The sequence below is a fragment of the Sporolactobacillus spathodeae genome, from assembly GCF_016908935.1.
Classification (GTDB): Bacteria; Bacillota; Bacilli; order Bacillales; family Sporolactobacillaceae; genus Sporolactobacillus; species Sporolactobacillus spathodeae.
Window position 1 is genome coordinate 23,763 of sequence record NZ_JAFBEV010000010.1, and the last position, 22,291, is coordinate 46,053.

The 22,291-nt window shown below is 44.0% G+C and carries 18 protein-coding genes and 1 other RNA gene; 16 read left to right on the plus strand and 3 right to left on the minus strand.

Features of this window, described 5'->3' with window-relative positions:
• The first annotated feature begins 129 nt into the window (after nt 1–129).
• Together JOC27_RS06735 and JOC27_RS06740 are read left to right on the plus strand one after the other, a co-directional pair.
• Nucleotides 130–771 carry an HAD family hydrolase gene (locus JOC27_RS06735; protein ID WP_205006296.1) on the plus strand — a complete coding sequence of 214 codons (642 nt, stop codon included), beginning with the start codon at nt 130–132 and terminating at the stop codon, nt 769–771.
• 108 nt (nt 772–879) lie between these two features.
• Nucleotides 880–3,141: a DEAD/DEAH box helicase gene (locus JOC27_RS06740; protein WP_338062782.1), complete on the plus strand. Its 2,262-nt coding sequence runs from the start codon at nt 880–882 to the stop codon at nt 3,139–3,141.
• 30 nt (nt 3,142–3,171) lie between these two features.
• On the opposite strand, the gene hpaB is transcribed toward JOC27_RS06740, so the two are convergent.
• The gene (gene hpaB, locus JOC27_RS06745) at nt 3,172–4,617 is read right to left on the minus strand and encodes a 4-hydroxyphenylacetate 3-monooxygenase, oxygenase component (protein WP_338062783.1); all 1,446 of its coding nucleotides are present in this window, start codon (nt 4,615–4,617) and stop codon (nt 3,172–3,174) included.
• Nucleotides 4,618–4,876: 259 nt separating this feature from the next.
• Here hpaB and JOC27_RS06750 point away from each other — a divergent pair, with 259 nt between their 5' ends.
• The 8 genes from JOC27_RS06750 (at nt 4,877) to parC (ending at nt 15,160) form a co-directional block, all read left to right on the plus strand.
• Nucleotides 4,877–6,157, plus strand: a complete 1,281-nt coding sequence (locus JOC27_RS06750) for a ribonuclease H-like domain-containing protein (RefSeq protein WP_205006298.1) — start codon at nt 4,877–4,879, stop codon at nt 6,155–6,157.
• A gap of 187 nt (nt 6,158–6,344) precedes the next feature.
• A complete protein-coding gene (locus tag JOC27_RS06755; RefSeq protein WP_239529979.1) occupies nt 6,345–6,923 on the plus strand; it encodes an SLOG family protein in 579 nt (192 codons plus the stop codon).
• Nucleotides 6,924–6,984: 61 nt separating this feature from the next.
• Entirely contained in the window at nt 6,985–7,299 is a 315-nt protein-coding gene (gene gpsB / locus JOC27_RS06760) for a cell division regulator GpsB (protein ID WP_205006300.1), read from the plus strand.
• 72 nt (nt 7,300–7,371) lie between these two features.
• An RNA gene (gene rnpB / locus JOC27_RS06765) (RNase P RNA component class B) lies at nt 7,372–7,763 on the plus strand.
• Nucleotides 7,764–7,884: 121 nt separating this feature from the next.
• Complete coding sequence (locus tag JOC27_RS06770) at nt 7,885–9,024, plus strand: THUMP domain-containing class I SAM-dependent RNA methyltransferase (RefSeq protein WP_415641041.1); 1,140 nt, start codon at nt 7,885–7,887, stop codon at nt 9,022–9,024.
• A 112-nt stretch (nt 9,025–9,136) separates the two neighbouring features.
• Nucleotides 9,137–10,651 (plus strand): carboxypeptidase M32, encoded by a 1,515-nt coding sequence (locus tag JOC27_RS06775; RefSeq protein ID WP_205006310.1) that lies wholly within the window; start codon nt 9,137–9,139, stop codon nt 10,649–10,651.
• An 85-nt stretch (nt 10,652–10,736) separates the two neighbouring features.
• Entirely contained in the window at nt 10,737–12,713 is a 1,977-nt protein-coding gene (parE, locus tag JOC27_RS06780; protein ID WP_205006312.1) for a DNA topoisomerase IV subunit B, read from the plus strand.
• Entirely contained in the window at nt 12,710–15,160 is a 2,451-nt protein-coding gene (gene parC / locus JOC27_RS06785; protein ID WP_205006314.1) for a DNA topoisomerase IV subunit A, read from the plus strand. Before parE ends, parC begins: the two co-directional genes overlap by 4 nt.
• Here the strand turns inward: parC and JOC27_RS06790 are convergent.
• Entirely contained in the window at nt 15,157–15,696 is a 540-nt protein-coding gene (locus tag JOC27_RS06790; RefSeq protein WP_205006315.1) for a hypothetical protein, read from the minus strand. The genes parC and JOC27_RS06790 overlap by 4 nt on opposite strands.
• Nucleotides 15,697–15,715: 19 nt before the next feature.
• Nucleotides 15,716–16,027, minus strand: coding sequence for a hypothetical protein (locus JOC27_RS06795; RefSeq protein WP_205006317.1), 312 nt, complete (start codon nt 16,025–16,027; stop codon nt 15,716–15,718).
• Nucleotides 16,028–16,403: 376 nt separating this feature from the next.
• Here JOC27_RS06795 and JOC27_RS06800 point away from each other — a divergent pair, with 376 nt between their 5' ends.
• The 6 genes from JOC27_RS06800 (at nt 16,404) to JOC27_RS06825 (ending at nt 22,252) form a co-directional block, all read left to right on the plus strand.
• Nucleotides 16,404–17,414: an NAD(P)/FAD-dependent oxidoreductase gene (locus tag JOC27_RS06800; protein WP_415641042.1), complete on the plus strand. Its 1,011-nt coding sequence runs from the start codon at nt 16,404–16,406 to the stop codon at nt 17,412–17,414.
• An 80-nt stretch (nt 17,415–17,494) separates the two neighbouring features.
• A complete protein-coding gene (locus JOC27_RS06805) occupies nt 17,495–18,703 on the plus strand; it encodes a class I SAM-dependent methyltransferase (RefSeq protein ID WP_205006321.1) in 1,209 nt (402 codons plus the stop codon).
• A gap of 268 nt (nt 18,704–18,971) precedes the next feature.
• Complete coding sequence (locus JOC27_RS06810) at nt 18,972–19,412, plus strand: MarR family winged helix-turn-helix transcriptional regulator (RefSeq protein ID WP_205006323.1); 441 nt, start codon at nt 18,972–18,974, stop codon at nt 19,410–19,412.
• Nucleotides 19,413–19,944: 532 nt separating this feature from the next.
• On the plus strand, nt 19,945–20,484 hold the full coding sequence (locus JOC27_RS06815) for an EXLDI protein (RefSeq protein WP_205006325.1): 540 nt from the start codon (nt 19,945–19,947) through the stop codon (nt 20,482–20,484).
• A gap of 41 nt (nt 20,485–20,525) precedes the next feature.
• Entirely contained in the window at nt 20,526–21,482 is a 957-nt protein-coding gene (gene corA / locus JOC27_RS06820) for a magnesium/cobalt transporter CorA (protein WP_205006327.1), read from the plus strand.
• Between the two features lie 197 nt (nt 21,483–21,679).
• Nucleotides 21,680–22,252 carry a xanthine phosphoribosyltransferase gene (locus JOC27_RS06825; protein ID WP_205006329.1) on the plus strand — a complete coding sequence of 191 codons (573 nt, stop codon included), beginning with the start codon at nt 21,680–21,682 and terminating at the stop codon, nt 22,250–22,252.
• The last annotated feature ends 39 nt before the right edge of the window (nt 22,253–22,291 follow it).

Here is a 22,291-nt window from a genome sequence, read left to right on the forward strand (position 1 = left end):
GTGAATGCTTATTTTGTTTGCTAGATATACATATAATAATTTATGTAAACTAATGTTTCGAATGATGGTTATTGCTTAGAGATGTAATAAAATCTTTGAAAAAGCATTTTCACAATTGGAGGAACTGCGATGAAATTTGAAACCGTTCTTTTTGATTTTGATGGGACACTTGCGAACACATTGCCGCTGACCATTCACGGCATGCAGGCTGTTTTCGAAAAATATGACCAACGAATTCTTGACGGTCCAGGTATTATTGCAATGTTTGGTCCGACAGAAGACGGAATGATCGCCGATAATTTTCAACATCAGCATGCAATTAATGAAGCCATCCAGTTCTACTACACTATCTATGCACGTGATCATCAAGAGTACGTGGGTCAAAATCCGCAGATTAACAATTTATTGAGCGAATTAAGAAAACGAGACATTGTGACGGGCGTAATTACTGGGAAAAGCCGCCGTGCCTATGCCTTGTCTGAAAAAGCACTAGGTTTCGAAAATTTGTTTGATAGTGTGGTCACGGGTGATGACGTCGCTGAACCCAAGCCAAATCCAGAGGGCATTATAAAAACGATTGAAAAATTCCATGCCAATCCGGAAACAACGATTTATATTGGAGATAGTAATTGGGACGTTATGGCAGGCCAAGCAGCCGGCATTCATACGGCAGCTGTTCAGTGGCTGGAAATGGCGCAATCTAGCGAATATCCAGCCAATCCCGATTATTTATGGCACGACGTCGATGAAATGATTCGACTTCTCGAATAAACGCCTCGTTGATGTCCCTATCTTTCATGTTGAGACACAATAGAGGTGTGCTCTTTAAACTTAAAAAGCGAACGATGAATACTTTAACAAAGAGCGAGGTGTTATTAGGTGGAAGCCAGGCAATCGATGGATGATCTGATTAACAAATTAAAGCAAGATCCGAACTTGGCAAATTGGCAGACACTACCGGGGAAAGAGGCACAGCTAGTACCATATCCTGAGCAAATGGATCAACGTTTGCAAGCGGCGCTCCGCAAACGCGGGATTACGAGCCTTTACTCACATCAGGCAAAGGCGTTTCAAACAGCAATGAGCGGCAATGACTTGGTCTTAGTCACACCGACTGCCTCTGGTAAGACCCTCTGTTATAATTTGCCGGTGCTGCAAAGTATTTTAGACGATCCATCAAGCCGTGCTCTTTATTTTTTCCCAACGAAAGCTCTTGCTCAGGACCAAAAAAGCGAGATGACAGAACTGATCGGTGATATTGGTGTCGCGATCAAAAGTGATACTTATGATGGCGATACGGCAGGCAATATTCGGCAGAAAATCCGCGCGGCAGGTCAAATCATTATGACCAATCCGGATATGCTGCATAGCTCGATATTGCCGCATCATACAAAATGGGTATCGCTTTTTGAAAACCTGAAATTTGTCGTCATTGATGAACTTCATGTGTATAAGGGCGTCTTCGGCAGCCATGTGGCGAACGTGATTCGTCGCTTGAAACGCATTTGCGCGTATTACGGCAGTTCGCCACAATTTATCTGTACATCTGCGACAATTGCCAATCCCCAGTCGCATGCCGAGCAACTAACCGGCAGGAAAATGATATTACTCGATCAAAACGGCGCTCCGGCTGTGTGCAAGCATTTTGCTTTCTACAATCCGCCTGTCGTCAACAAACAGCTCAATCTTCGTGCGGATGAACTGCCGGTTGTAACTGATCTTGCCGGGCGGTTTATTCGAAACGGCATTCAAACCATCGTATTTGCACGAAGCCGTCTGAAGGTCGAACTACTGGTCAGTCATTTACAAAAAATAAACAGCGGGTTGAATGAACGGGCAAAAATCTGTGCTTATCGTGGCGGCTATCTGCCAACGGAACGTCGTAGGATTGAAAAAGGTTTGCGCAGCGGCGAAGTGATCGGCGTCGTCAGTACGAACGCGCTGGAACTCGGTGTCGACATCGGTCAACTTCAAGTTTGTATCATGGCGGGCTATCCTGGGAATATGGCTAGCGTTTGGCAGCAGGCGGGGCGTGCGGGACGACGCGCGCAAGATGCGTTAATCATACTTGTCGCTTCTGCTAATCCGCTCGACCAGTATATGGCCGCGCATCCTGATTATTTTTTCAGCGGCAACCCGGAAGACATTCGGATCAATCCGAATAACCTGATGATTATGATGGATCATATCAAGTGTTCCGCATACGAATTGCCTTTTAAAAAGGGGGATTTATTTGGTCAGGAGCCGGTTGACGACTTTTGCACATTCTTACAGGATGAAGATGTTTTGCATGAACAGCGCGGCCAATGGTATTGGATGAATGACGCATTTCCAGCTAATGAAATCAGTCTACGTTCAGCGGTCCAGGATTCTTTTGCGATCATCGACATCACGGATCGCGGGCACGCGCGGGTTATCGGAGAAATGGATCGTTTCGGTGCTATGACGATGCTCTATGAGGATGCGATTTATATCCATCAGGGGTTGCAATTTCATGTGGATGAACTTGATTTAAAAGAGCGAAAGGCTTATATCCGTAAAGTCAATGTCAACTATTATACTGATTCAGACCTAGCTGTCCAGCTCGATGTGCTTGAGGAAGATCAAACCAAACCCCTTCCTGGTTCGGCTCAAGCAGATACGGGTTACGGTGATGTCATGGTGCGCGCGCTACCAACTGTTTTTAAGAAAATTCGTTTCGAGACCTATGAGAATATCGGCTGGGGCCGTATCCATTTGCCTGAAATCGAAATGCATACCAATGCGGCTTGGATCAGCTTTCCGAAAACACTCATCGACCACTTTGGCAAAGACGTTTTTCAAAACGCATTGATCGGCTTCAGTCATGTGCTGCGCCACGCTGCGCCGCTTTTCGTTCTTACTGATCCCGCCGATCTGTCGGTTGTGGCAAAGATTAAAGCACCGCATAATCAATTGCCAACGATATTTATCTACGATAAATATCCCGGGGGGATTGGGCTTAGTCAGAAACTTTTTGAAACAATGCCAGAGCTCTTGCGCCGTGCAGAAGATATTATTGCTTCATGCTCATGTGACGCCGGCTGCCCCTCCTGTATCGGTTTTGTGCAAGAGGGAAGAAAAGCAAAAAAAGCATTAACAGAAATGTTTCTTCAGCTTTGAGAAACGACGAAGGGTCAAACAGCTTGAACCTTATTCGTTTTTTTCTGCAAGAAATTCCTTAATTCGCGTGACATACTCTGCGCGATCGTATTCCCTATAGAGTGTTCCAGCGAGCCGGACGGGATCGCCGAAGAAGAAACGCTCGTATAAGGTTTGCCTGCCGGCGAACGCACTCAGCGATAAATCCCAGGCGAGACGAAAGAGCTTAACTTTTTCATAGCCGTCCCGGTCTGTGCCCTGCAAATACTTGCGTAAATCCGCGCCCTGTGCAGAACTAAAATCTTTGGCTCCAGGGATAGAGACAAGACCGCTTGCACCAATTAACTGGATAATCTCAATCAGCCGTGGATAGATCCTTGGGAATATATTCATTGCTGCAAGCAACGGTTTGCGATCTGGAGTCATCGTGCCCCATCTGTCAAGTGACGCGTGTGTCTCCGCTGCTGTCAGTAAGGCTTTAAGGGTCTCTAAACTGATAATTACTTTCGCCGTTTTTTCTTGAATATGCTGGTATTCGCCAATATTTATTGAATCAATCATCGATTGGATGATGCCAAGTATAAATTCAATTTTTACGATATTCTTCGAAGTGACGTGGTGGACCTGATGGGGTATAAAGCCGCTCTCACTGTATAGTTTGCTCGCCGTTTCAGTATCTCCATGCAAAAAAACCCGATCCCATGGAACAATGACGTGATCGAATACAACAATACTGTCTGTTTCCTCGAAACGCGCGCCGAGCGGATGATCAAAAATACTTTTTCCATAATCAAAGGATTCACGAGATAGAAACTTCAATCCGGGCGTATTTGAGGGGATGCAGAAGGCGTAGGCATAGCCTTGATCAAAGTGAAAAGCGCCGGTTGGGAAGACCATGATTTCATCGGTAATCCCACCTTGTGTCGCGAGAAGACGTGCGCCGTGAATGACGATTCCTTGATCGTTCTGCGCAATCATTCGTGCGGCAATCGGATCGTCCGCATTATCAAAGTGAATAGCGGACCGATTGGTTTGCGGATTGATAAATGTATGGGTTAATGAAATATCATTCCCCTGACAAAAGTCATAATAACGCCGCATATTTTCAATTCCTTTTGGATTACCGAAAAATTCGGCACAAGCGGCAAAAGCCATCACAACGGTGTTCATATAGTCTGGCGAACGGCCCATCATGCCGCCATGGTAGCGGGCGCGGATCTGAAAAGCGAGACTTCTGCGCGACAAATCGGCTTTTGATTTCGGTTCAAGGTAGGACATGGGGACTCTTTGCCCAGTTTTTGACGAGATGAAAGTAAGCGAATCGAGCAAATCAGGCTGTCGCTGTAAGTCATAGAGCTTAGCTTGGCTAGACATCACGCCGCTGAATGCAGGATGATCGGAAATGTTGCCGGAAACCGGTTTGCCGTCGATCCAAACGTTATTTCCGAGCCGATTGATTCGGTTCAGGTAAGTTTTTCCGTCAACGCAAGTCATCATTCACGCTCCCCTTTTATTTGTCTTCCTAAAAAATTTATGTTCCAACAGGCGCGATCAGCACATAATTATTTCTTCAGGCGAATAGCTGTCATGGGCAAATGAAGAGGACGGGATTAGCGAACGTTTATTCGTTATGCTATAATGTCTAAAAATGTGGTCTGAACCATTTTTGGCGCCTGTCATTACGAGATTAAGAATAATAGCACTTTATGGGAACTTCTCTGTGTCTTGTTGCTTTAAAGCGGGGAGAATCGGAAACATGTCGTTGAAACAAAAGCTTCAGTTATATAAAAAACAATTGCACGAGGCGCAACAGGCCGAGCGAAGCACCCCGGAGAAAAACGATGGCTCGGAATCTGTTGTTGCAGCAGAAGAACGCTTAGCGGTTTGCCATGCAGCTCGTGAACTCGATGCAACGCTGCGTCAGTGGAAGGATCAATATGTGCTTGTTCATTCGGAAACGCTGCCGTTGACTAGCCAAACGGGTTTGTATCCATTTAGTGAGTTATTTGAAGCAGTGGCCGCTTGGCAGCAAGGTCCAGATGCTCACCCATTGTCGGCGCATGGATTAAAGGCAACTGATCTGCTTTTTTTCGATACGGAAACAACTGGTCTTTCTTCGGGTGCCGGACAAATGATTTTTCTAATTGGTCTTGCTCGCGTGACTTCGGGCGGCGTCGAATTGCGCCAGTATTTCCTGCCAGGACCTGGCCATGAGACAGCTTTCTATGACGCGTTTCTGCGCGATACGCAGTCGCTAAAGAATTTGGTTACATTTAACGGCAAAGCGTATGATTGGCCAAGGGTTAAGACGCGCCATCAATTTGTGCGCGAACATGTGCCGCGCCTGCCTCAATTCGGTCATTTTGACCTGCTTCATGCGGCACGGCGGCTATGGAAAAGGCGGCTCGATTCGGTCGGCCTGCAAAAAATTGAGCAAACGATACTGAAGATGGGTCGGTCAGAGGATGTGCCAGGCAAAATGGCGCCATTTCTTTATTTTCAGTTTCTGAAAAATCCACAGGCTTCCTTGGTGAAGGGCATTCTCGAGCATAATCGTGAGGATGTACTGACGCTCATTATACTCTATTGTCATCTGTCATTTAAAATTCTCGGACTGGCTACACCTGATACGGAAGAATCGTTTGAAATTGCTCGCTGGTTTGACCAAATCAAGGCAAAAAATTATGCGCAGCCACTATTTGAACGCTTAGCGGCTGCAGGTTCCGATTATTCGGTTGAAGCCAAAGCCTATCTTGCCCGCTATGCGAAACAAAAGGGCAACTTCGATCAGGCGTTAAGCCTTCTCAGGGAAGTCATACGGAGTGGTTCTGCTAACGACAGTCACTATATCCAGGCGGCGAAATTGTTGGAGCATCAATTTAAGAATAATCGACAGGCATTGCTCTATACACAGCAGGCCATTGCGCTGATGAATCATTGGCAGGGAAAATCGGAGCGCTTTTCGACGGCAAAATTGAACGCTTACCGCGAACGATTAAATCGTCTGGACACAAAATTGCTGAATAATCGCAATTGAACGGGAAAAAGAGGAAATGGGTATTTATTACCCGGGTAAGCGCAAAAACCGCCTGAAATCGGCAAAAAAAACATGACTCTTGCTTGATTCGACAATTTTTTCGGATAATAATATTTTCAGGACATGAGTTCTGAAGATGAAACATAATCTAGTCTTAGATTTCTAACAGAACTAGGGAGTGATGCGGATGGCGGGACATTCTTTTCTTGTATCAGGTTACACAGCGAATGAGTTGGGCGTTTTTGCTGCAAATCATCCGGGCATCCCGTCCATTCTTCATTGCCTCAAGAAAAAGTTGCGCGAATTGGTTGAGAACGGCACGGACTGGTTCGTGATCAGCGGTCAGGCAGGTGTTGAATTGTGGGCGGGTCAAACCGTTCTTACTTTAAAAAACGAAGAAAAACTGCCTGTGCATCTCGCAGTACTCCCGCCTTTTCTCGATCAAGAGAACCGTTACAAAGATTGGATGAAAGAAATCTATTATTCTGTTTTGGAGCAATCGGATTTTACGCAGCCGATCAGCAATCGCCCCTATGAACAGCCATTGCAGCTAAAGCAAAAAAATGATTTTCTTGTGAATAAAACAGACGGATTACTGTTGCTCTATGATGAAGAAGCGCCAGGTTCGCCGAATTATTATTTATCTGCGGCGAAGAAAAAAGCAGCGCGGACGCCTTATCCGATCCAATTGATAAATCGGTTCGATCTTGAGGACGCTGCAGAGGATTTACGCCAGCAAAACCCAGAGTATTGGGCGCAGATGTGATTGACAAGCGGCATAAAATTTGAAAAAATAAAATTAGATTTTAGTTGAGGTGATGAGTGGTATGACGGATCAGAAGACAATCAGACTAACAAAAGAAGAAATATTGAATAAGGAATTCAAGTCTTCGTTTCATGGGTACCAGCCTGATGAAGTGGATCAATTTCTTGACATCGTCATTAAGGATTATGAGGTTTTTAACGCAGAGGTTTTAAGATTACGCGAAGAAAATAAAAAGCTGAAAAATGAATTGATGAGTGAAGATACTACGCGAAACAAATCTGCCTATGATGAAGAACAGGGTCAGACAAATTATGACATTTTGAAAAGGCTTTCGAATCTTGAAAAACATGTATTCGGCAACCGAATCGGCAATTGAATGGATAAAAAAGAAAAAATAGGTTGCTTCTTTAAATAAAGTGGTTTATAATATGTATCCGTGACATTGTTTGTGTTCGGGTGATCGCTGTATTCCTTTGAGAATATAGAGGAAAGTCCATGCTCGCACGGTCTGTGACGACCGTAGTGTTCGTGCCTGGCGAAGTCATAAGCCAGGGTAGTCCGGAGCAATCTGGATTAACGGCAGAAGAAAGGCCTGTGTCCGTTTCGGCGGATATGGCTGACTATTCTTGAAAGTGCCATAGTGACGATGTCTTTCGGAAACGAAAGAAGTGGAACGCGGTAAACCCCTCGAGCGGGAAACTCAAACTTGGTAGAGGAACCCTTTGGAAGGAATCGAACGGAAAAAGGGACAGATATTTCTGTAGATAGATGATTGCCGCTTTTGTACGAGGAGCATTTGCTCCGGATGAAGTGCGAAAGTACAAAACATGGCTTACAGAACATGGATAATGCATATAAAAAAAGCCCTTTATGGGCTTTTTTTATTGCTTTAAATGGGCAAAATGCCGATACATAAAAGAGTATGAATTTCAGACAGGAGGTCAAGCTGTTGGCCAAAGAAATGACGCTTATTGCAACAACTGCAATGGGATTGGAAGCTGTAGCAGCAGACGAACTGCGAAAATTAGGGTACGCGGACTTAAAAGTTGATAATGGTAAAATAACATTCTCAGGTGATTCATTGGCGATTTGCCGGACGAATCTCTGGCTGCGAACCGCCGATCGTGTGCGGTTGAAAATGGGATCGTTCCGTGCCATCACGTTTGACAGCCTTTTTGAACAGACCAAGGCGCTACCTTGGTCGGATTTCTTACCTGAGAATGCCTGCTTCCCTGTGAAAGGAAAATCGCATAAATCGGGCTTGCACAGCGTTCCCGACTGTCAGGCGATTGTTAAAAAAGCGATTGTTGAACATATGAAAGCCCGCTATGGCAAGGAATGGTTTAATGAGGATGGACCGGTTTACAAAGTACAGGTCGCCGTTGAAAAAGATATCGCGACGTTGTCGATTGATACAAGCGGTGATGGTCTACATAAGCGTGGCTATCGTCAACTGCATAGCATTGCGCCACTGAAAGAGACATTGGCCAGTGCGATGATTCTGCTTAGTCGCTGGAGACCTGAACAACCATTTGTCGATCCATTTTGTGGATCTGGAACATTGCCGATTGAAGCGGCGATGATTGGTCAGAATATCGCTCCGGGTTTTAATCGATCGTTTGTATCGGAGACATGGCCATTGTTTGCGGATGAGTGGGATCGGGCACGTATTGAGGTTGAGGAAAAAGCAAACTATGATCAGGAGCTGAATATTCTTGGTAGCGATATTGATCATAAAATGGTTGAACTGTCCGAACATAACGCAATGGAAGCTGGGTTTGGCGGATTAATTCGCTTTAAACAGATGCAAGTCGCTGATTTTACAACACAAGAGCAATACGGCTGTCTCGTAGGGAATCCACCATATGGCCAGCGTATCGGTGATGAAACCGAGGTGCAGGCGATCTGTCACGATTTGGGCCGATTGTTTCGCACCTATGAGACTTGGTCTTTTTATCTGATCTCATCGTTTGAAACGTTTGAAACAGCATTTGGCCGTTCAGCTTCCAAGAAAAGGAAACTTTATAATGGCCGGATTCGCACAGATTTCTTTCAGTATTTTGGACGTAAGCAGCCGAGAGATCAGCACGGTGGCAGTTAAATGCGGCATACTTTTTTAAAATGCAAGCAGGAATTGACAAAATTGGAGAGAAAGAAATAAACAATGACAAAATAGCCGAAAAAGGCTGTGAACCGAAAAGAGTGAGAAAGACATGGATTTACAGGAGACGGAAGCGGCTTATTACCAATATGTAAAAAAAATAATGGATTTCAATGAAACAATCGCTCTTGCGGAATGGGATATGCGCACCGGCGCACCGAAAAAAGGCATTTCGCAGCGCTCAGAAGTGGTCGGAACGCTCGCTGATGAAGTATTTAGTCGTTCGACATCGGCAGAAATGAAAGCGTATCTGGATGTTTTAGCCGATCCGTCGATACAAAATCAGCTGAGTGCAGTGACGCGGCGAATGGTTGAAAAATCGAAAAAAACGTACGATCAAAACATTAAAATTCCTCAAGAAGAAAGCAAGGCTTTTACTATCTTGCAATCGGAGGCGCAGAGCGTCTGGGAAGATGCCAAAAAGGCAGACGATTTCTCGCTGCTGGAACCTTATCTGGAAAAAATGGTTGCACTAAAAAGGAAATTTATAAATTATTGGGGCGTAACCACGCATCGATATAATGCATTGCTTGATTTGTACGAACCTGGCGTAACGACTGAGACGATTGACCGGATATTCAGTCAACTACGTGCAGGCATTGTGCCGCTTGTTCAAGCTGTAAAAGATTCTTCCAATCAACCGGAAAAAGATTTCTTAACGACTCCTTTCCCGAAGGAACAGCTTCAGAAGTTTTGTCTCTATCTGCTAAGAGAAATCGGCTATGATTTTGACGCTGGGCGTCTTGATCAGACGGAGCACCCATTTGAGACAACGCTGAACCCTGGCGATGTTCGTGTAACAACAAATTATCTCGAAAATGATTTCATCTCGACTGTGCTTGGAACGATCCATGAAGGCGGTCATGCGCTGTATGAACAGCATATTTCTAGAGATTTGGTTGGCACACCACTTTGCGAAGGCACATCAATGGGCATCCATGAATCACAGTCTCTTTTCTTTGAGAATTTTATCGGACGAAGCAAAGCGTTTTGGCAGCATCATTACTCAGATTTAAATAAATATGCCGAAAACGCGTTCCGTGGACAAACAGTTGATGATTTTTATCGCGCCATCAACGCGTCGCATCCTTCTCTGATTCGCATCTTTGCCGATGAACTGACGTACCCGCTTCATATCATGGTACGTTATGATATTGAAAAGGCATTATTTGATGGCGATCTCGCTGTTCACGATTTACCTGCTGTCTGGAATGAAAAGATGCGGGAATACTTAGGCATCGTCCCGCCGACAGACCGTGAAGGTGTGCTTCAGGATATCCACTGGCCGAGTGGTGACTTTGGCTATTTTCCGTCATATGCATTGGGCTATGTCTACGCTGCTCAATTCCGACATAAGATGCTTAGCGATCTTCCAAATTTCAATGATTTAATTGCAAATGGCGAAATCGTTCAAATTACAGAATGGCTGAGCAAGAATATCCATCAATTTGGCAGCCTAAAAAAGCCGCTGGAAATTTTGCGCGATGCGACCGGCGAAGAACCAAATCCAAATTATCTCATCCAATACATGAAAGAGAAATACGGTGAAATCTATCGCTTGAAATGATGCGACAGAAGCAGGCTGACGAGAAAGAATTCGCATCAGTCAAGCAAAAGGATGTTTTTTCGCAGCCGTGAAAGGGGTTTTCTATTTGTCAAGACAGGTATCGGCTTACGATGATGATACAATTCAAATTCTCGAAGGATTGGAAGCCGTACGAAAACGGCCAGGTATGTATATCGGTTCTACGGATACGCGTGGACTTCATCACCTGGTTTATGAGATTGTTGATAATGCGGTTGATGAAGCACTTGCAGGTTTCGGCAATCAGATTCTTGTCACAATCCACACGGACGGCAGTCTGAGTGTCCGTGATTTTGGGCGCGGCATGCCGACAGGAATTCATAAAACAGGTAAACCGACAGTTGAAGTTATCTTTACGGTACTGCACGCTGGTGGCAAATTTGGGCAAACAGGCGGCTATAAAACGAGCGGTGGATTGCACGGTGTGGGTTCTTCGGTTGTCAATGCCCTTTCCGAATGGCTGGAAGTCACTATTTGGCGTGATGGCTCAATCTATCGGCAGCGGTTCGAAAATGGCGGTCACCCTGTCACAACGTTAGAGAAAATCGGAGCATCCCGAGAAACCGGATCACTCATTCATTTCAAACCCGATAGCAGCATTTTCAGCACGACGATTTTTCAATTTGATGTGCTCAGTGAACGGCTCCGTGAATCAGCCTTCCTCCAAAAGGGCATGAAAATCGTCTTATCTGATGAGCGAAGCGGGAAAGAAGAAATTTATCAATATGATGAAGGCATTAAAGCGTTTGTCGCGTATCTCAATGAAGATAAAGACGTCTTGCATCCTGTTGTTGCTTTTGAAGGCAAAACCAACGATATGGAAGTGGACGTGGCCTTCCAGTATAACGATGGTTATTCGGAAAGCTTGATTTCTTTCGTCAACAATGTTCGTACAAAAGACGGCGGGACACACGAATCGGGTTTCCGTACCGCGTTGACGCGCGTTTTCAATGACTATGCGCGAAAAAGCGGCTTGCTTAAGGAAAAAGATAAGAACCTTGAAGGTAGCGATGTCCGAGAAGGGTTTATGGGCATTGTTTCTGTGCGCATTCCGGAACATTTGCTGCAATTCGAAGGCCAGACCAAGGAGAAACTGGGAACGAATGAAGCGCGTTCGGCTGTCGATTCTGTTGTCTCTGAGCAATTATCCTATTTTCTTGAAGAAAATCCGCAGACGAGCGAAATGCTGATTCGTAAGTCAATTAAGGCGCGTCAAGTACGCATTGCCGCTCGAAAAGCACGAGAAGATGCGCGAAATGGCAAAAAGAATCGCCGCAAAGAATCGATTTTGAGCGGAAAATTGACACCAGCTTCCTCGAAAAACCCGGACCGTAATGAACTGTATTTGGTCGAAGGCGATTCAGCTGGCGGTTCAGCGAAACAGGGACGCGATCGCAAATTCCAAGCTGTTTTACCGCTGCGTGGAAAAGTGATTAATACACAAAAAGCGCGTCTCGATGATATTTTAAAGAATGAGGAAATCAATACGATTATCTATGCGATCGGTGCTGGCGTTGGCACTGATTTCACGATAAAAGACAGTAATTACGATAAAATCGTGATTATGACCGATGCCGATAATGACGGCGCTCACATCCAAGTTCTTTTGCTTACATTCTTTTTCCGCTATATGCGTCCACTCATTGAAGCGGGCAAAGTCTATATCGCACTCCCACCGCTCTATAAAGTCAGCAAAGGTACGGGCAAAAAAGAAGTTATCGAGTATGCTTGGGATGAGAACGGATTGAAAGAAGCGATTCAAAAAATCGGCAAGGGTTACGTGATTCAGCGGTATAAAGGGCTCGGTGAAATGAATGCCGACCAGCTTTGGGAAACGACAATGAATCCGGAAACGCGGACACTTATCCGGGTTAAAATCGATGATCAGTCTTATGCGGAGCGTCGGGTGACGACGTTGATGGGGGATAAGGTTGAGCCGAGACGAAAATGGATTGAATCGCATGTCGCGTTCGGTCTTGACGAAGAAACGAATATTCTCGAAAATGAGAATCTGACCGTTGTGAAAGGTGCTGAGACTGTATGAGCAAGAGAGAGAAATTGCTGGATTTGCCGCTTGAAGAAGTGATTGGCGATCGCTTCGGCATTTACAGCAAATATATTATTCAGGAACGTGCCCTGCCGGATGTCCGCGACGGATTGAAACCGGTTCAACGCCGTATTCTTTACGCAATGTTCCGTGATGGTAACACGAGCGACAAACCTTTTCGAAAATCAGCAAAAACTGTTGGTAACGTAATTGGCAATTATCATCCGCATGGTGATTCTTCCGTCTATGAAGCGATGGTACGGATGAGTCAGGATTGGAAAGTACGGATGCCGCTGATCGAAATGCATGGCAATAACGGTAGCTTAGACGGTGATCCGCCGGCGGCAATGCGCTATACTGAAGCCCGTCTCTCCAAAATTTCTGCTGAACTGATCCGCGATATCGATTCAAAAACTGTTGATTTTGTATCGAATTTCGACGATACGCTGGAAGAACCGATTGTTTTCCCTTCGAAGTTTCCCAATCTACTCGTCAATGGATCGACAGGAATTTCTGCGGGTTATGCAACAGAAATTCCGCCACATTCGCTTTCAGAAATTATTGATGCAACCATTCGTTTAATGGAGCATCCAGAAACAACCATCGATGATCTTATGACGCTTGTTAAAGGTCCTGATTTTCCATCGGGAGGCATAGTTCAGGGGATTGACGGCATTCGTAAAGCCTATCGCACCGGTAAAGGCAAAATTGTGATCCGCGCAAGAACTTCGGTTGAAACACTCCGTACAGGGAAACAGCAGATCATTATTACTGAACTACCCTATGAGGTCAATAAAGCATTACTCGTCAAGAAAATGGATGAGTTACGTCTGGATCATAAAGTCGAAGGCGTTGCCGAAGTTCGCGACGAAACGGATCGCAGCGGTATGCGAATGGTTGTTGAACTTAAAAGAGATGCCGATGCGCAAGGAATTCTCAATTATTATTTTAAAAATACCGATTTGCAAATTGCCTATAATTTCAATATGGTTGCAATCGATCACAAGACACCGAAACAGCTGGGCTTGAAAGAAATACTTGAAGCCTATATTCAGCATCAAAAAGAAGTGATCACGCGTCGCTCTCAGTTTGAATGGCAGAAGAGTAAGGATCGGATGCATATTGTCCAAGGTTTAATTAAAGCTGTATCGATTCTCGATGACGTGATTCGCACCATTCGCGCATCTAAAGATAAAAAAGACGCTAAATTAAACCTCTCACGTGCGTTCGGATTCAGCGAACCGCAGGCGGAAGCGATCGTTAGCCTTCAACTTTATCGACTGACGAATACAGATATTTTGACGCTGCAGCATGAGGAAGAAGAATTGAAAAAAACGATTGCGAGGCTTGAAGGCATTCTTTCCTCCGAACAGAAATTGATCGCGGTCATACGCGAAGAACTGATTGATGTTCGCAAAAAATATGCTGATACGAGACGGACAACCATTGAGCATGAAATCGAAGAGATAAAGATCGATCTCGAAGTCATGGTGGCTTCCGAAGAAGTCATGGTTTCGCTAACGAAACATGGCTATATCAAACGTTCGAGTCTCCGATCTTTTGCCGCAAGCAGCTCGGACGACGCGGCAATGAAAGAAACGGATCATATCCTCTTTCAGAAACAAATGAATACAACGGATACGCTACTTGTTTTTACCGATCAGGGGCGCTATCTCTTTCTGCCGATCCATGAAATTCAAGACAAAAGGTGGAAGGAAATGGGTCAGCACGTCGCCAGTCTTGTCCCTATCGACTCGGATGAGGAATTGATTACTGCTATCCCTGTTACCGATTTTGCCGAAAAAAACAAGTATCTCATTTTTATCACCGAGCAAGGCATGGTAAAACGGACGGATCTTGCTGACTACCAAGCGCAGCGCCGATCGAAACCATTAACCGCTTTAAAATTGAAAAAAGGCGATCGTTGCATGGATGCATATTTGACGGATGGAAAATCCGAATTGTTGATTGTAACGCGCGGCGGTTATGCCCTGCGTTTCTCTGAAGAGGAAGCGGGTCTCGTGGGTCAGCGTGCTGCTGGCGTCAAGTCGATATTATTAAAAGCGAACGATCGAGTGATCGGTGGTGTAGCTTTTCTATCTGAGGAAACACCGGAATTATTTGTGGCAACCGATCGTGGTGCTGTAAAGAAAATGTCTCTAGACGCTCAGATTGAACGAGGCACGCGTGCTCGGCGAGGTCTCACCATCATTCGTGAATTAAAAACAAAACCGCACCAGATTGCTGGCATAGCTCTTGCCGCACCTGAGGACGCTTTTGTACTCCTGACCAGTCAGGGAAAAGAGACGATCATTCATTCGGCAGATGTGCGATTGTCTGACCGCTATACGAACGGTTCTTTCGTCGTGGACCAGGAGGCAGACGGGACGGTTGTTGCCGTCTGGAAAAATGCCTCTGATGAAAATAAAAACCCAACTGTTTAAGACGTTTCAGACTGTTTCGACTTGTTCTTCTCTAATTGACCGATTTTGAGCGGTGGATCTCGGTAAAGGAACAGGTAAATGATCAGTGAAAGCGTAAGAACAAACAAATAGATTGGCAATGAATAAAACATTTGGTAGTTGTTGAGATAATGATAAACGCCTGCATGCCAAGAAACCGCTTCTGAGAAAATGGCAAAAAGCGACCAGACAGCAGTGTAAGTGAAATAGTTCCACCGTGTCTGACGCAACATGCTACATCCATAAAAGAAGAAATAGGCAAATGGGCCAAACATCAGCTGCGAGAGGTAGTCCCATTGATCAAAATGCGGGGTATCATTAATGGTGTAAAAATTAAACGGTTGCACGCAAAGTACATTATCGAAGAAAAGATCGAAATAGATACCGATAATGACTGCAAGTAAAGTCTGCGCTCGCGAAAAGCGTTTCGGCAAGAGGAAGAGCAGGGTATAACCAACGAAAATAATTATGAGAATGAATAGTTCATTGTAATTGAGCAGATCATTGTGCATGCGCATGGGACAACCCTCCTCTGGACTAAACTTCTCCGTTGCAATCGGACATTTGTGCGAAAACGTAGGATAGAAAACGAATAAAAAACAAGTAAAGAATAGAACCGGTGAGCCATATTGGCCAGCTAAGCGTATCCATTTGTACAAAGTGTTTTTCGATAAATAAATAAGCGTCGAAAATGAAGAGAAATAAAACATTGGTAAAGCGTCTACGCCAAATCTTCCTGTTCTGAACGGCCAGCAGATAAAGGACAGTCAGCAACGGTAAAATACCGTTTCGATTAATAAGCAACGCGAGAAATTCAGGAACAGAATAAGGTTTATGATCTGAATTCATCAGGAGCCCTGTCGCATTAAATAGGAGCATCAAAACGATTGAACTAGACATGAAAACAAAAAGCATCTGCTTGCTACTGAGTGATTTTCGGATACACAAGAACCAGCCAATTTCGGCCCAAAGTAGACAAATATTCGCTGCAAGTATCATAAAGGGATCTTCCATTCTGTTGATGAACTCTTATTAGAATGTGTTGCTGCACAAGATTCATTCGTTTAAAAAACTATTTTTTCGGGAAAGGTGCAAAACAGGTGTTGCTTTTACCTGTGAGAAAGCAATCTGTTCGCTTCTTTCGAAGAATTCCATTAAGATAAAGAATAGCTGAATGATTCATTGCAGCCAAAATAGAGAGTTGACATGTTTTGGAGGGATAATGGTGACAAGTCAAGACACTATATATGATGTAACAATTATCGGCGGTGGTCCGACTGGACTCTATACCGCTTTTTATGCGGGCATGCGCCAAATGAAAGTCAAATTGATTGAGAGTATGCCGCAGCTTGGTGGCCAACTCGGTGCGCTTTATCCGGAAAAAGAAATATTCGATGTGGCTGGTTTTCCAGCGATTAAAGCGAAGCATTTGGTTGCCAATTTAACCAAGCAAGCCCTTCAATTCAATCCAGATATTCTTCTTGATCAGAAGATTAATCAGTTAAACCGACAAGAGGACGGCACACTTGTCTTATCCGCGGAGGATGGGACGCAGCATTTGACGCGAACGGTGATTATTACAGCGGGAGTCGGTGCTTTTTCTCCGCGTCCATTAAAGGTCGATGGCGCAGAAAGCTACGAGGCAGGAAACCTGCATTATTATGTCAATGACTTACAGAAATTTGCTGGGCGACGCGTTGTGCTTCTCGGCGGTGGTGACTCTGCTGTTGACTGGGCGAACACGCTGGCACCGATTGCAGCTCATGTAACAATCGTTCATCGGCGCAATGAGTTTCGAGCGCATGAGAGTAGTGTTATGCAAATGAAGCAATCTTCTATATCAATTCTTACACCGTACACAGCTAAGGCGATTGTTGGCGATGGGACAACAATTGAGAAACTGATTGTTGAAGAAGTTAAGGGAACGAAAGAAGAAGTACTCCCACTCGATGATTTGATCGTCAATTACGGCTTTGTCTCAGCGCTCGGGCCGATCAAAGATTGGGGTTTAGCGCTCGATAAAAATTCAATCCTCGTGAATTCAAAAATGGAAACTAATCTGCCAGGTGTATACGCAGCCGGTGATATAGCTGTTTATCCGGGTAAGGTGAAACTGATTGCAACAGGTTTCGGCGAAGCGCCTACCGCAGTCAATAATGCCAAACATTTGATTGATCCGGATGCGCGGACACAGCCAATGCATAGTTCAAGCGCGGGCGAATTATTTTCAAAATAAATGGCCAGTGCCGCTCTAAAATTGAGCGGCATTTTTGCTGACTTACAAAAATAAGATTTCTAATAAATGGCGGTGACTTCATGCAAGACGATCAACGATTAACGTCCCTGTTTCAAATCCTTGCACTTCTAAACGCCCATCAGATCAGTTATACAATTGAAGGGGCAATGGCTCTAGCACTGCAAGGTGTTCCATCTGTGGAAAATGAAGAAGAGGCTTGCCGGATACTTTTTCAATGGGACGCTTTTGAAAAGATATCTCAACTCTTCGCAGACTATCCAGATTTTTGTATTATCGATGAGACGGACGGAAAGGCGATTACGCTAGCTTACGATCGTTGGTCTTATTATCTTCATTGTACATATGGGACAGTCATTCGAACCGATCCGGATCGTGTATTGACTCCTTGCCAGGGTAATGAGATTCCTGTCAAATGTTTTGATTCTTATTTGCGGGAATTAAATATTAATTCTCCGATGCGTCGCGCTGTCAAAGAATATTTAGCCCAATTGCAGCAAACGGATGCATCAGCAAATGGTGAAGCTTGGAATGAAGATGCCTTCCAAGCTTGGATTCATCGTTTTGGTACACCGCAGCAGGCTGCAGAGAAAATCAGGAAAAATCCAAAAGCAAAGCTCGGTACACTAGCACCTTATTTTTCGGAGAATGAAGTCATTGGTCGCCGGATTCTTAATATGCTTGGGTCTCATGGTGGCAAGGCTATCGCACTCGCTTCGATGGGCGCAGAAGTGACTGTTGTCGATATTTCATCCGAAAACGCCGCCTATGCCAGACAGACTGCAGCGGCAATCGAAGTTCCCCTTCATTATGTGGTCTCGGATGTACTCAATCTCCCTGAGGAAGAGAAAGCAAAGAGCTACGATTGCGTGTTTATGGAACTTGGCATTCTACATTATTTTATTGATTTAGAGCCTCTTGCAGCACTTATTATGGGGATGTTGCGGACTGGCGGGACGATGATTCTTCAAGATTTTCATCCTGTATCAACAAAGCTTGTGACCACAAAAGGGAAAAAGCAAGTTGTTTTCGGTAATTACTTTGATAAAAAATTAATCACACGTTCGGTTGCATACGAAAAGCATTTGGATCAAGATCGTCATCAGCAACTGAAGCATCACGTATATTTAAGAGAATGGACGTTAGGCGAAATCGTCACTGCTTTTGCCGCAGCTGGACTGCGTGTGGAACGGCTGGATGAGGCACCAAATATGAAGATTGCCGATATCGGTTTACCAAAGTTATTTACCCTTGTCTGTACCAAGGATTGATTAGCAAGTCAAACGGCATTTTTTAAAAGATACGAATGCATAAGATTTTGTATAAAAAAATGCAGCGAAGGCGCGCGGCGTCCGCGGCAAGCGAACAGCAGGAGAAAAAATTATCAAAAAAGGATGGGCATAACCAAGTTTATCTTATCTTGAGGAATACCTATGGCACTTTCAACACTAATGGATCATAAATTTCTCGTTCAAGTCATTAAGTTATTCAGTTTCATACTAAACTGATAATAAGCTGGTTTGAAGAAGGTGAATCGGGTTGAAAGAAAACAAACAAGGGAGTCGCTTAGACAAGAAACTGAAAACGAGTCTCGAATTATCGGATACTCTATCAAAGGCTTATCATTCTCAGACGAAAGCGTATAATCTTTTCCTAAAAAGGTGGGGATTGTCCTTACCGCAATACTCGATTTTGAAACAGATTCAGAGACATCAGCGCCTCTCACAAAAGGAGCTTGCGGAACATCTTCTTGTTTCAAAAGGCAATATTACACAGTTGATCGGAAAATTAGAGCGCGCTGGATGGATTGCACGCGAACAAGAATGGAAAACAAAATACCTGACATTGACTTCAAGCGGCACAGTATTGATGAATCAAATAGAACCTGAGCAAAAACAGTTTTTGCTTCAACTCTATCAGGACTTGACGAGGAAAGAGCAAAAAATGATGATCCGCTTATTGCAACCATTAGTTGACTAGATACTTTGCCAATCAAAAAATAAACATAGCTCTAATGGTTTTCCTAATGACGGAAGACCATTTTTTATGGGCATAAATGCGAACATATCTATTAATCAAACGTTTAATTAAGACATGTGTTCCATTCGACGCCTCTTTTCTTTGAATGAATTTTAGTTAGAAAAAATTGGTGTAGCCAAGTCATTTTTGCAGCATTACGCTTCGGCTGCTCGCTTGACGCAGGCGAAGCGTGTTTTCTCAGTAGGGTCGATATCCTGCTGGTTCTCAATTGGCTCGCTTCACTTTTTGTGCTAAGAGAATTTGATACAGTCTTATCTTTTGAGATAAACCAGCTACGCTACGTGCTTCGTCGTATAGAGATCCTCGCCGATTAACCGAGGATGGATCCCGAACTTCTTGTTTTATATGCATAATATAAGCATATTTAGTCGCCTTTTGTACGGTGCTTATCCTTTATTTATACGTATAACACGTGTATATTTATATGTATAAAACGAATAGACTCGTTCAAATCTTAGGGAGGATGTACGTGATGCCTAATAAAACGATTTATGTGCCGGATGCTGACCTGCAAGTTTTTGATGACGCTCAAAATGTTTCGGGAAAGAATTTATCCGCAACGATCGTTCAGGCACTTCGCTTTTATATCAAAATTGGCGAAGGTAAAGGATTCGAGCATATCGAAATCTCTGAGGGCGAGAAGGGTTTTTACACACGGAAACGGTTTATTGGCAGAGAACTCGCTTCAGCAAATGTCAGCGATCGGAACGGTGAACGGATGACAACATATGTTGTCTATGAAACGGCTCATGGTCGGTACGCTGTTTTTATTACTATCGAGATGAAGATGCCGTTTGAGCAGTCAATAGAGAGAGAGTTGGAGAAACGGATTATGGAACGTTTAGCTAGAACAGATAAAAATATCTTCGAACTGTCGAAAGAGGAGAGTCAGCCGCCAGAAGTCCGTCGACTTGAAATCTATCAATCGATCGATGCGCTCTCCGGTCATATTCCGAGTGATTTATATCGAGCGCTTCATGAAATCAGAGATGGAGAATTTCTTGACATCTGATTTTATTCCAATGCTGTCGAAGGATAAAAGGAGATTATGGAATGATTCGCATACTTGCAGTCTCAGACGGTAATCTGCAGGACAAGCTGAGTTTGTACGAACTATTCAAGCAAGAACCGAAGGACTGGTATTGGGTGGATATCAGTGCACCAAGTGAGAAAGAAGAAGCGGAGATTGCCCAATTCTTACCAGCCTCGCACAATCCATCAAAAAAAGAACCGCAAGTGAACCGGCGGCCACAGTTAAAATTTTTTGGTGACAGCTATCGATTGACACTGATTGTGATCAGTCCGAACACGCTGAAAGCTCATGAGCTGCATCTTTATATCAGCGGCAATACATTAATTAGCCGACACCATGATAATTTAAAAGCAATAAATGATGTCTGGCATGAATGCCGACCCATTGGGAAGACTCCTGATCCTGAAAATATTCATAATATTCTTCACCGTCTGTTTGATCGACTCCTCGAACAGTATTTTATGGTGGCCAACCAACTTGAAGATCAGATTGATCTGCTCGATGACAATTTGAAAGGTGAATCTATCCGCAAGCTGGACAATCGCGTCTTCCGGATTCGTCATCAATTACTTGGCTTTCGACGCAGTATCTCGCCGCTTCAGGATATCATTCAACGAATGATTGCATCACCGCTTATTGAGACGGCGGAGCAAGAAACCTTATATTTACGTGAGTTTAGTGAAAATCTGGCGCGTATTGTTCATATTATTGAAGCGAATTTGGAGATTACATCGGATATTCGCGACAGCTATCTTTCACTGACTTCTTACCGAATGAATAGTATTATGCAGACACTGACCGTGATCACAGTCATTTTTATGCCGCTCACTTTTATCGCTGGCGTATATGGTATGAATTTTAAGTATATGCCTGAACTGAAGTGGCATTACGGATATTACATCGTTTTAATCCTAATGATGGGCATAGCTATCAGCATGTACTTTTGGTTCAGAAGAAAAGGTTGGTTTAGAGATTAATCCAGATCAGCTGTTGGCCGTTATCCACGAACCATTACAGCTGATTTTCTTTTTTCCCGAGACATTTGAGTTATTGCATTTCTCGCATGCAAATCAACAAGATATCTTGTAAAACCCATTTTTACATCTACGCATCAAATCAGGTTATGTTACACTAATTGTTAAAAAGAACAGATCGCAAGTAAGGGAGAGCTGAAATGGAAGAATTGAAGGAACGGATACTCAGGGAAGGCGAAGTGATTGGCAATAACATTATCAAAGTTGATCGATTTCTCAATCACCAAATTGATCCGGTTTTTATGCAAGCAATTGGGAGGCAATTTGCTGCACAATTTGCTGATCAAAAAATAACCAAGGTCATTACAATTGAATCGTCAGGGATTGCTCCAGCGGTTATGACGGGTCTGGCACTCGAAGTTCCAGTTATTTTTATACGAAAGAAGAAACCAACTACATCAAAGGGTGAGGTTTTCGTTGCGGAAGTTTACTCCTATACGAAGAAAGAAACAAATGCCATCTATATTGAGAAAGAGTTATTGACGAATCAAGATCGCGTCCTGATTATCGACGACTTTCTGGCAAATGGGGAGGCTTCACTTGGTCTCGCTAAATTAGTAGAGATGTCAGGCGCTTTGGTCGCAGGTGTGGGCATTGTAGTTGAAAAATCATTTCAGAATGGGCGACATCGGCTCGATCATGCCGGTTATCGCGTTCATGCACTGGCTAGAATCGCTTCACTTGAAGGGGGAGAAGTGCGCTTTCTTGATTGAACGACATAACAAATTATTTTAAAGAGTACATAAATATTA

Coding starts and splice junctions, on each gene's coding strand:
- hpaB (WP_338062783.1), bottom strand. CDS start 4,617: ATGATGACTTGCGTTGACGGAAAAACTTACCTGAACCGAATCAATCGG.
- JOC27_RS06755 (WP_239529979.1), top strand. CDS start 6,345: ATGGCGGGACATTCTTTTCTTGTATCAGGTTACACAGCGAATGAGTTG.
- JOC27_RS06815 (WP_205006325.1), top strand. CDS start 19,945: ATGCCTAATAAAACGATTTATGTGCCGGATGCTGACCTGCAAGTTTTT.
- JOC27_RS06825 (WP_205006329.1), top strand. CDS start 21,680: ATGGAAGAATTGAAGGAACGGATACTCAGGGAAGGCGAAGTGATTGGC.
- JOC27_RS06795 (WP_205006317.1), bottom strand. CDS start 16,027: ATGAATTCAGATCATAAACCTTATTCTGTTCCTGAATTTCTCGCGTTG.
- corA (WP_205006327.1), top strand. CDS start 20,526: ATGATTCGCATACTTGCAGTCTCAGACGGTAATCTGCAGGACAAGCTG.
- JOC27_RS06750 (WP_205006298.1), top strand. CDS start 4,877: ATGTCGTTGAAACAAAAGCTTCAGTTATATAAAAAACAATTGCACGAG.
- JOC27_RS06775 (WP_205006310.1), top strand. CDS start 9,137: ATGGATTTACAGGAGACGGAAGCGGCTTATTACCAATATGTAAAAAAA.
- gpsB (WP_205006300.1), top strand. CDS start 6,985: ATGACGGATCAGAAGACAATCAGACTAACAAAAGAAGAAATATTGAAT.
- JOC27_RS06805 (WP_205006321.1), top strand. CDS start 17,495: ATGCAAGACGATCAACGATTAACGTCCCTGTTTCAAATCCTTGCACTT.
- parC (WP_205006314.1), top strand. CDS start 12,710: ATGAGCAAGAGAGAGAAATTGCTGGATTTGCCGCTTGAAGAAGTGATT.
- JOC27_RS06735 (WP_205006296.1), top strand. CDS start 130: ATGAAATTTGAAACCGTTCTTTTTGATTTTGATGGGACACTTGCGAAC.
- JOC27_RS06790 (WP_205006315.1), bottom strand. CDS start 15,696: ATGCGCATGCACAATGATCTGCTCAATTACAATGAACTATTCATTCTC.
- JOC27_RS06770 (WP_415641041.1), top strand. CDS start 7,885: ATGACGCTTATTGCAACAACTGCAATGGGATTGGAAGCTGTAGCAGCA.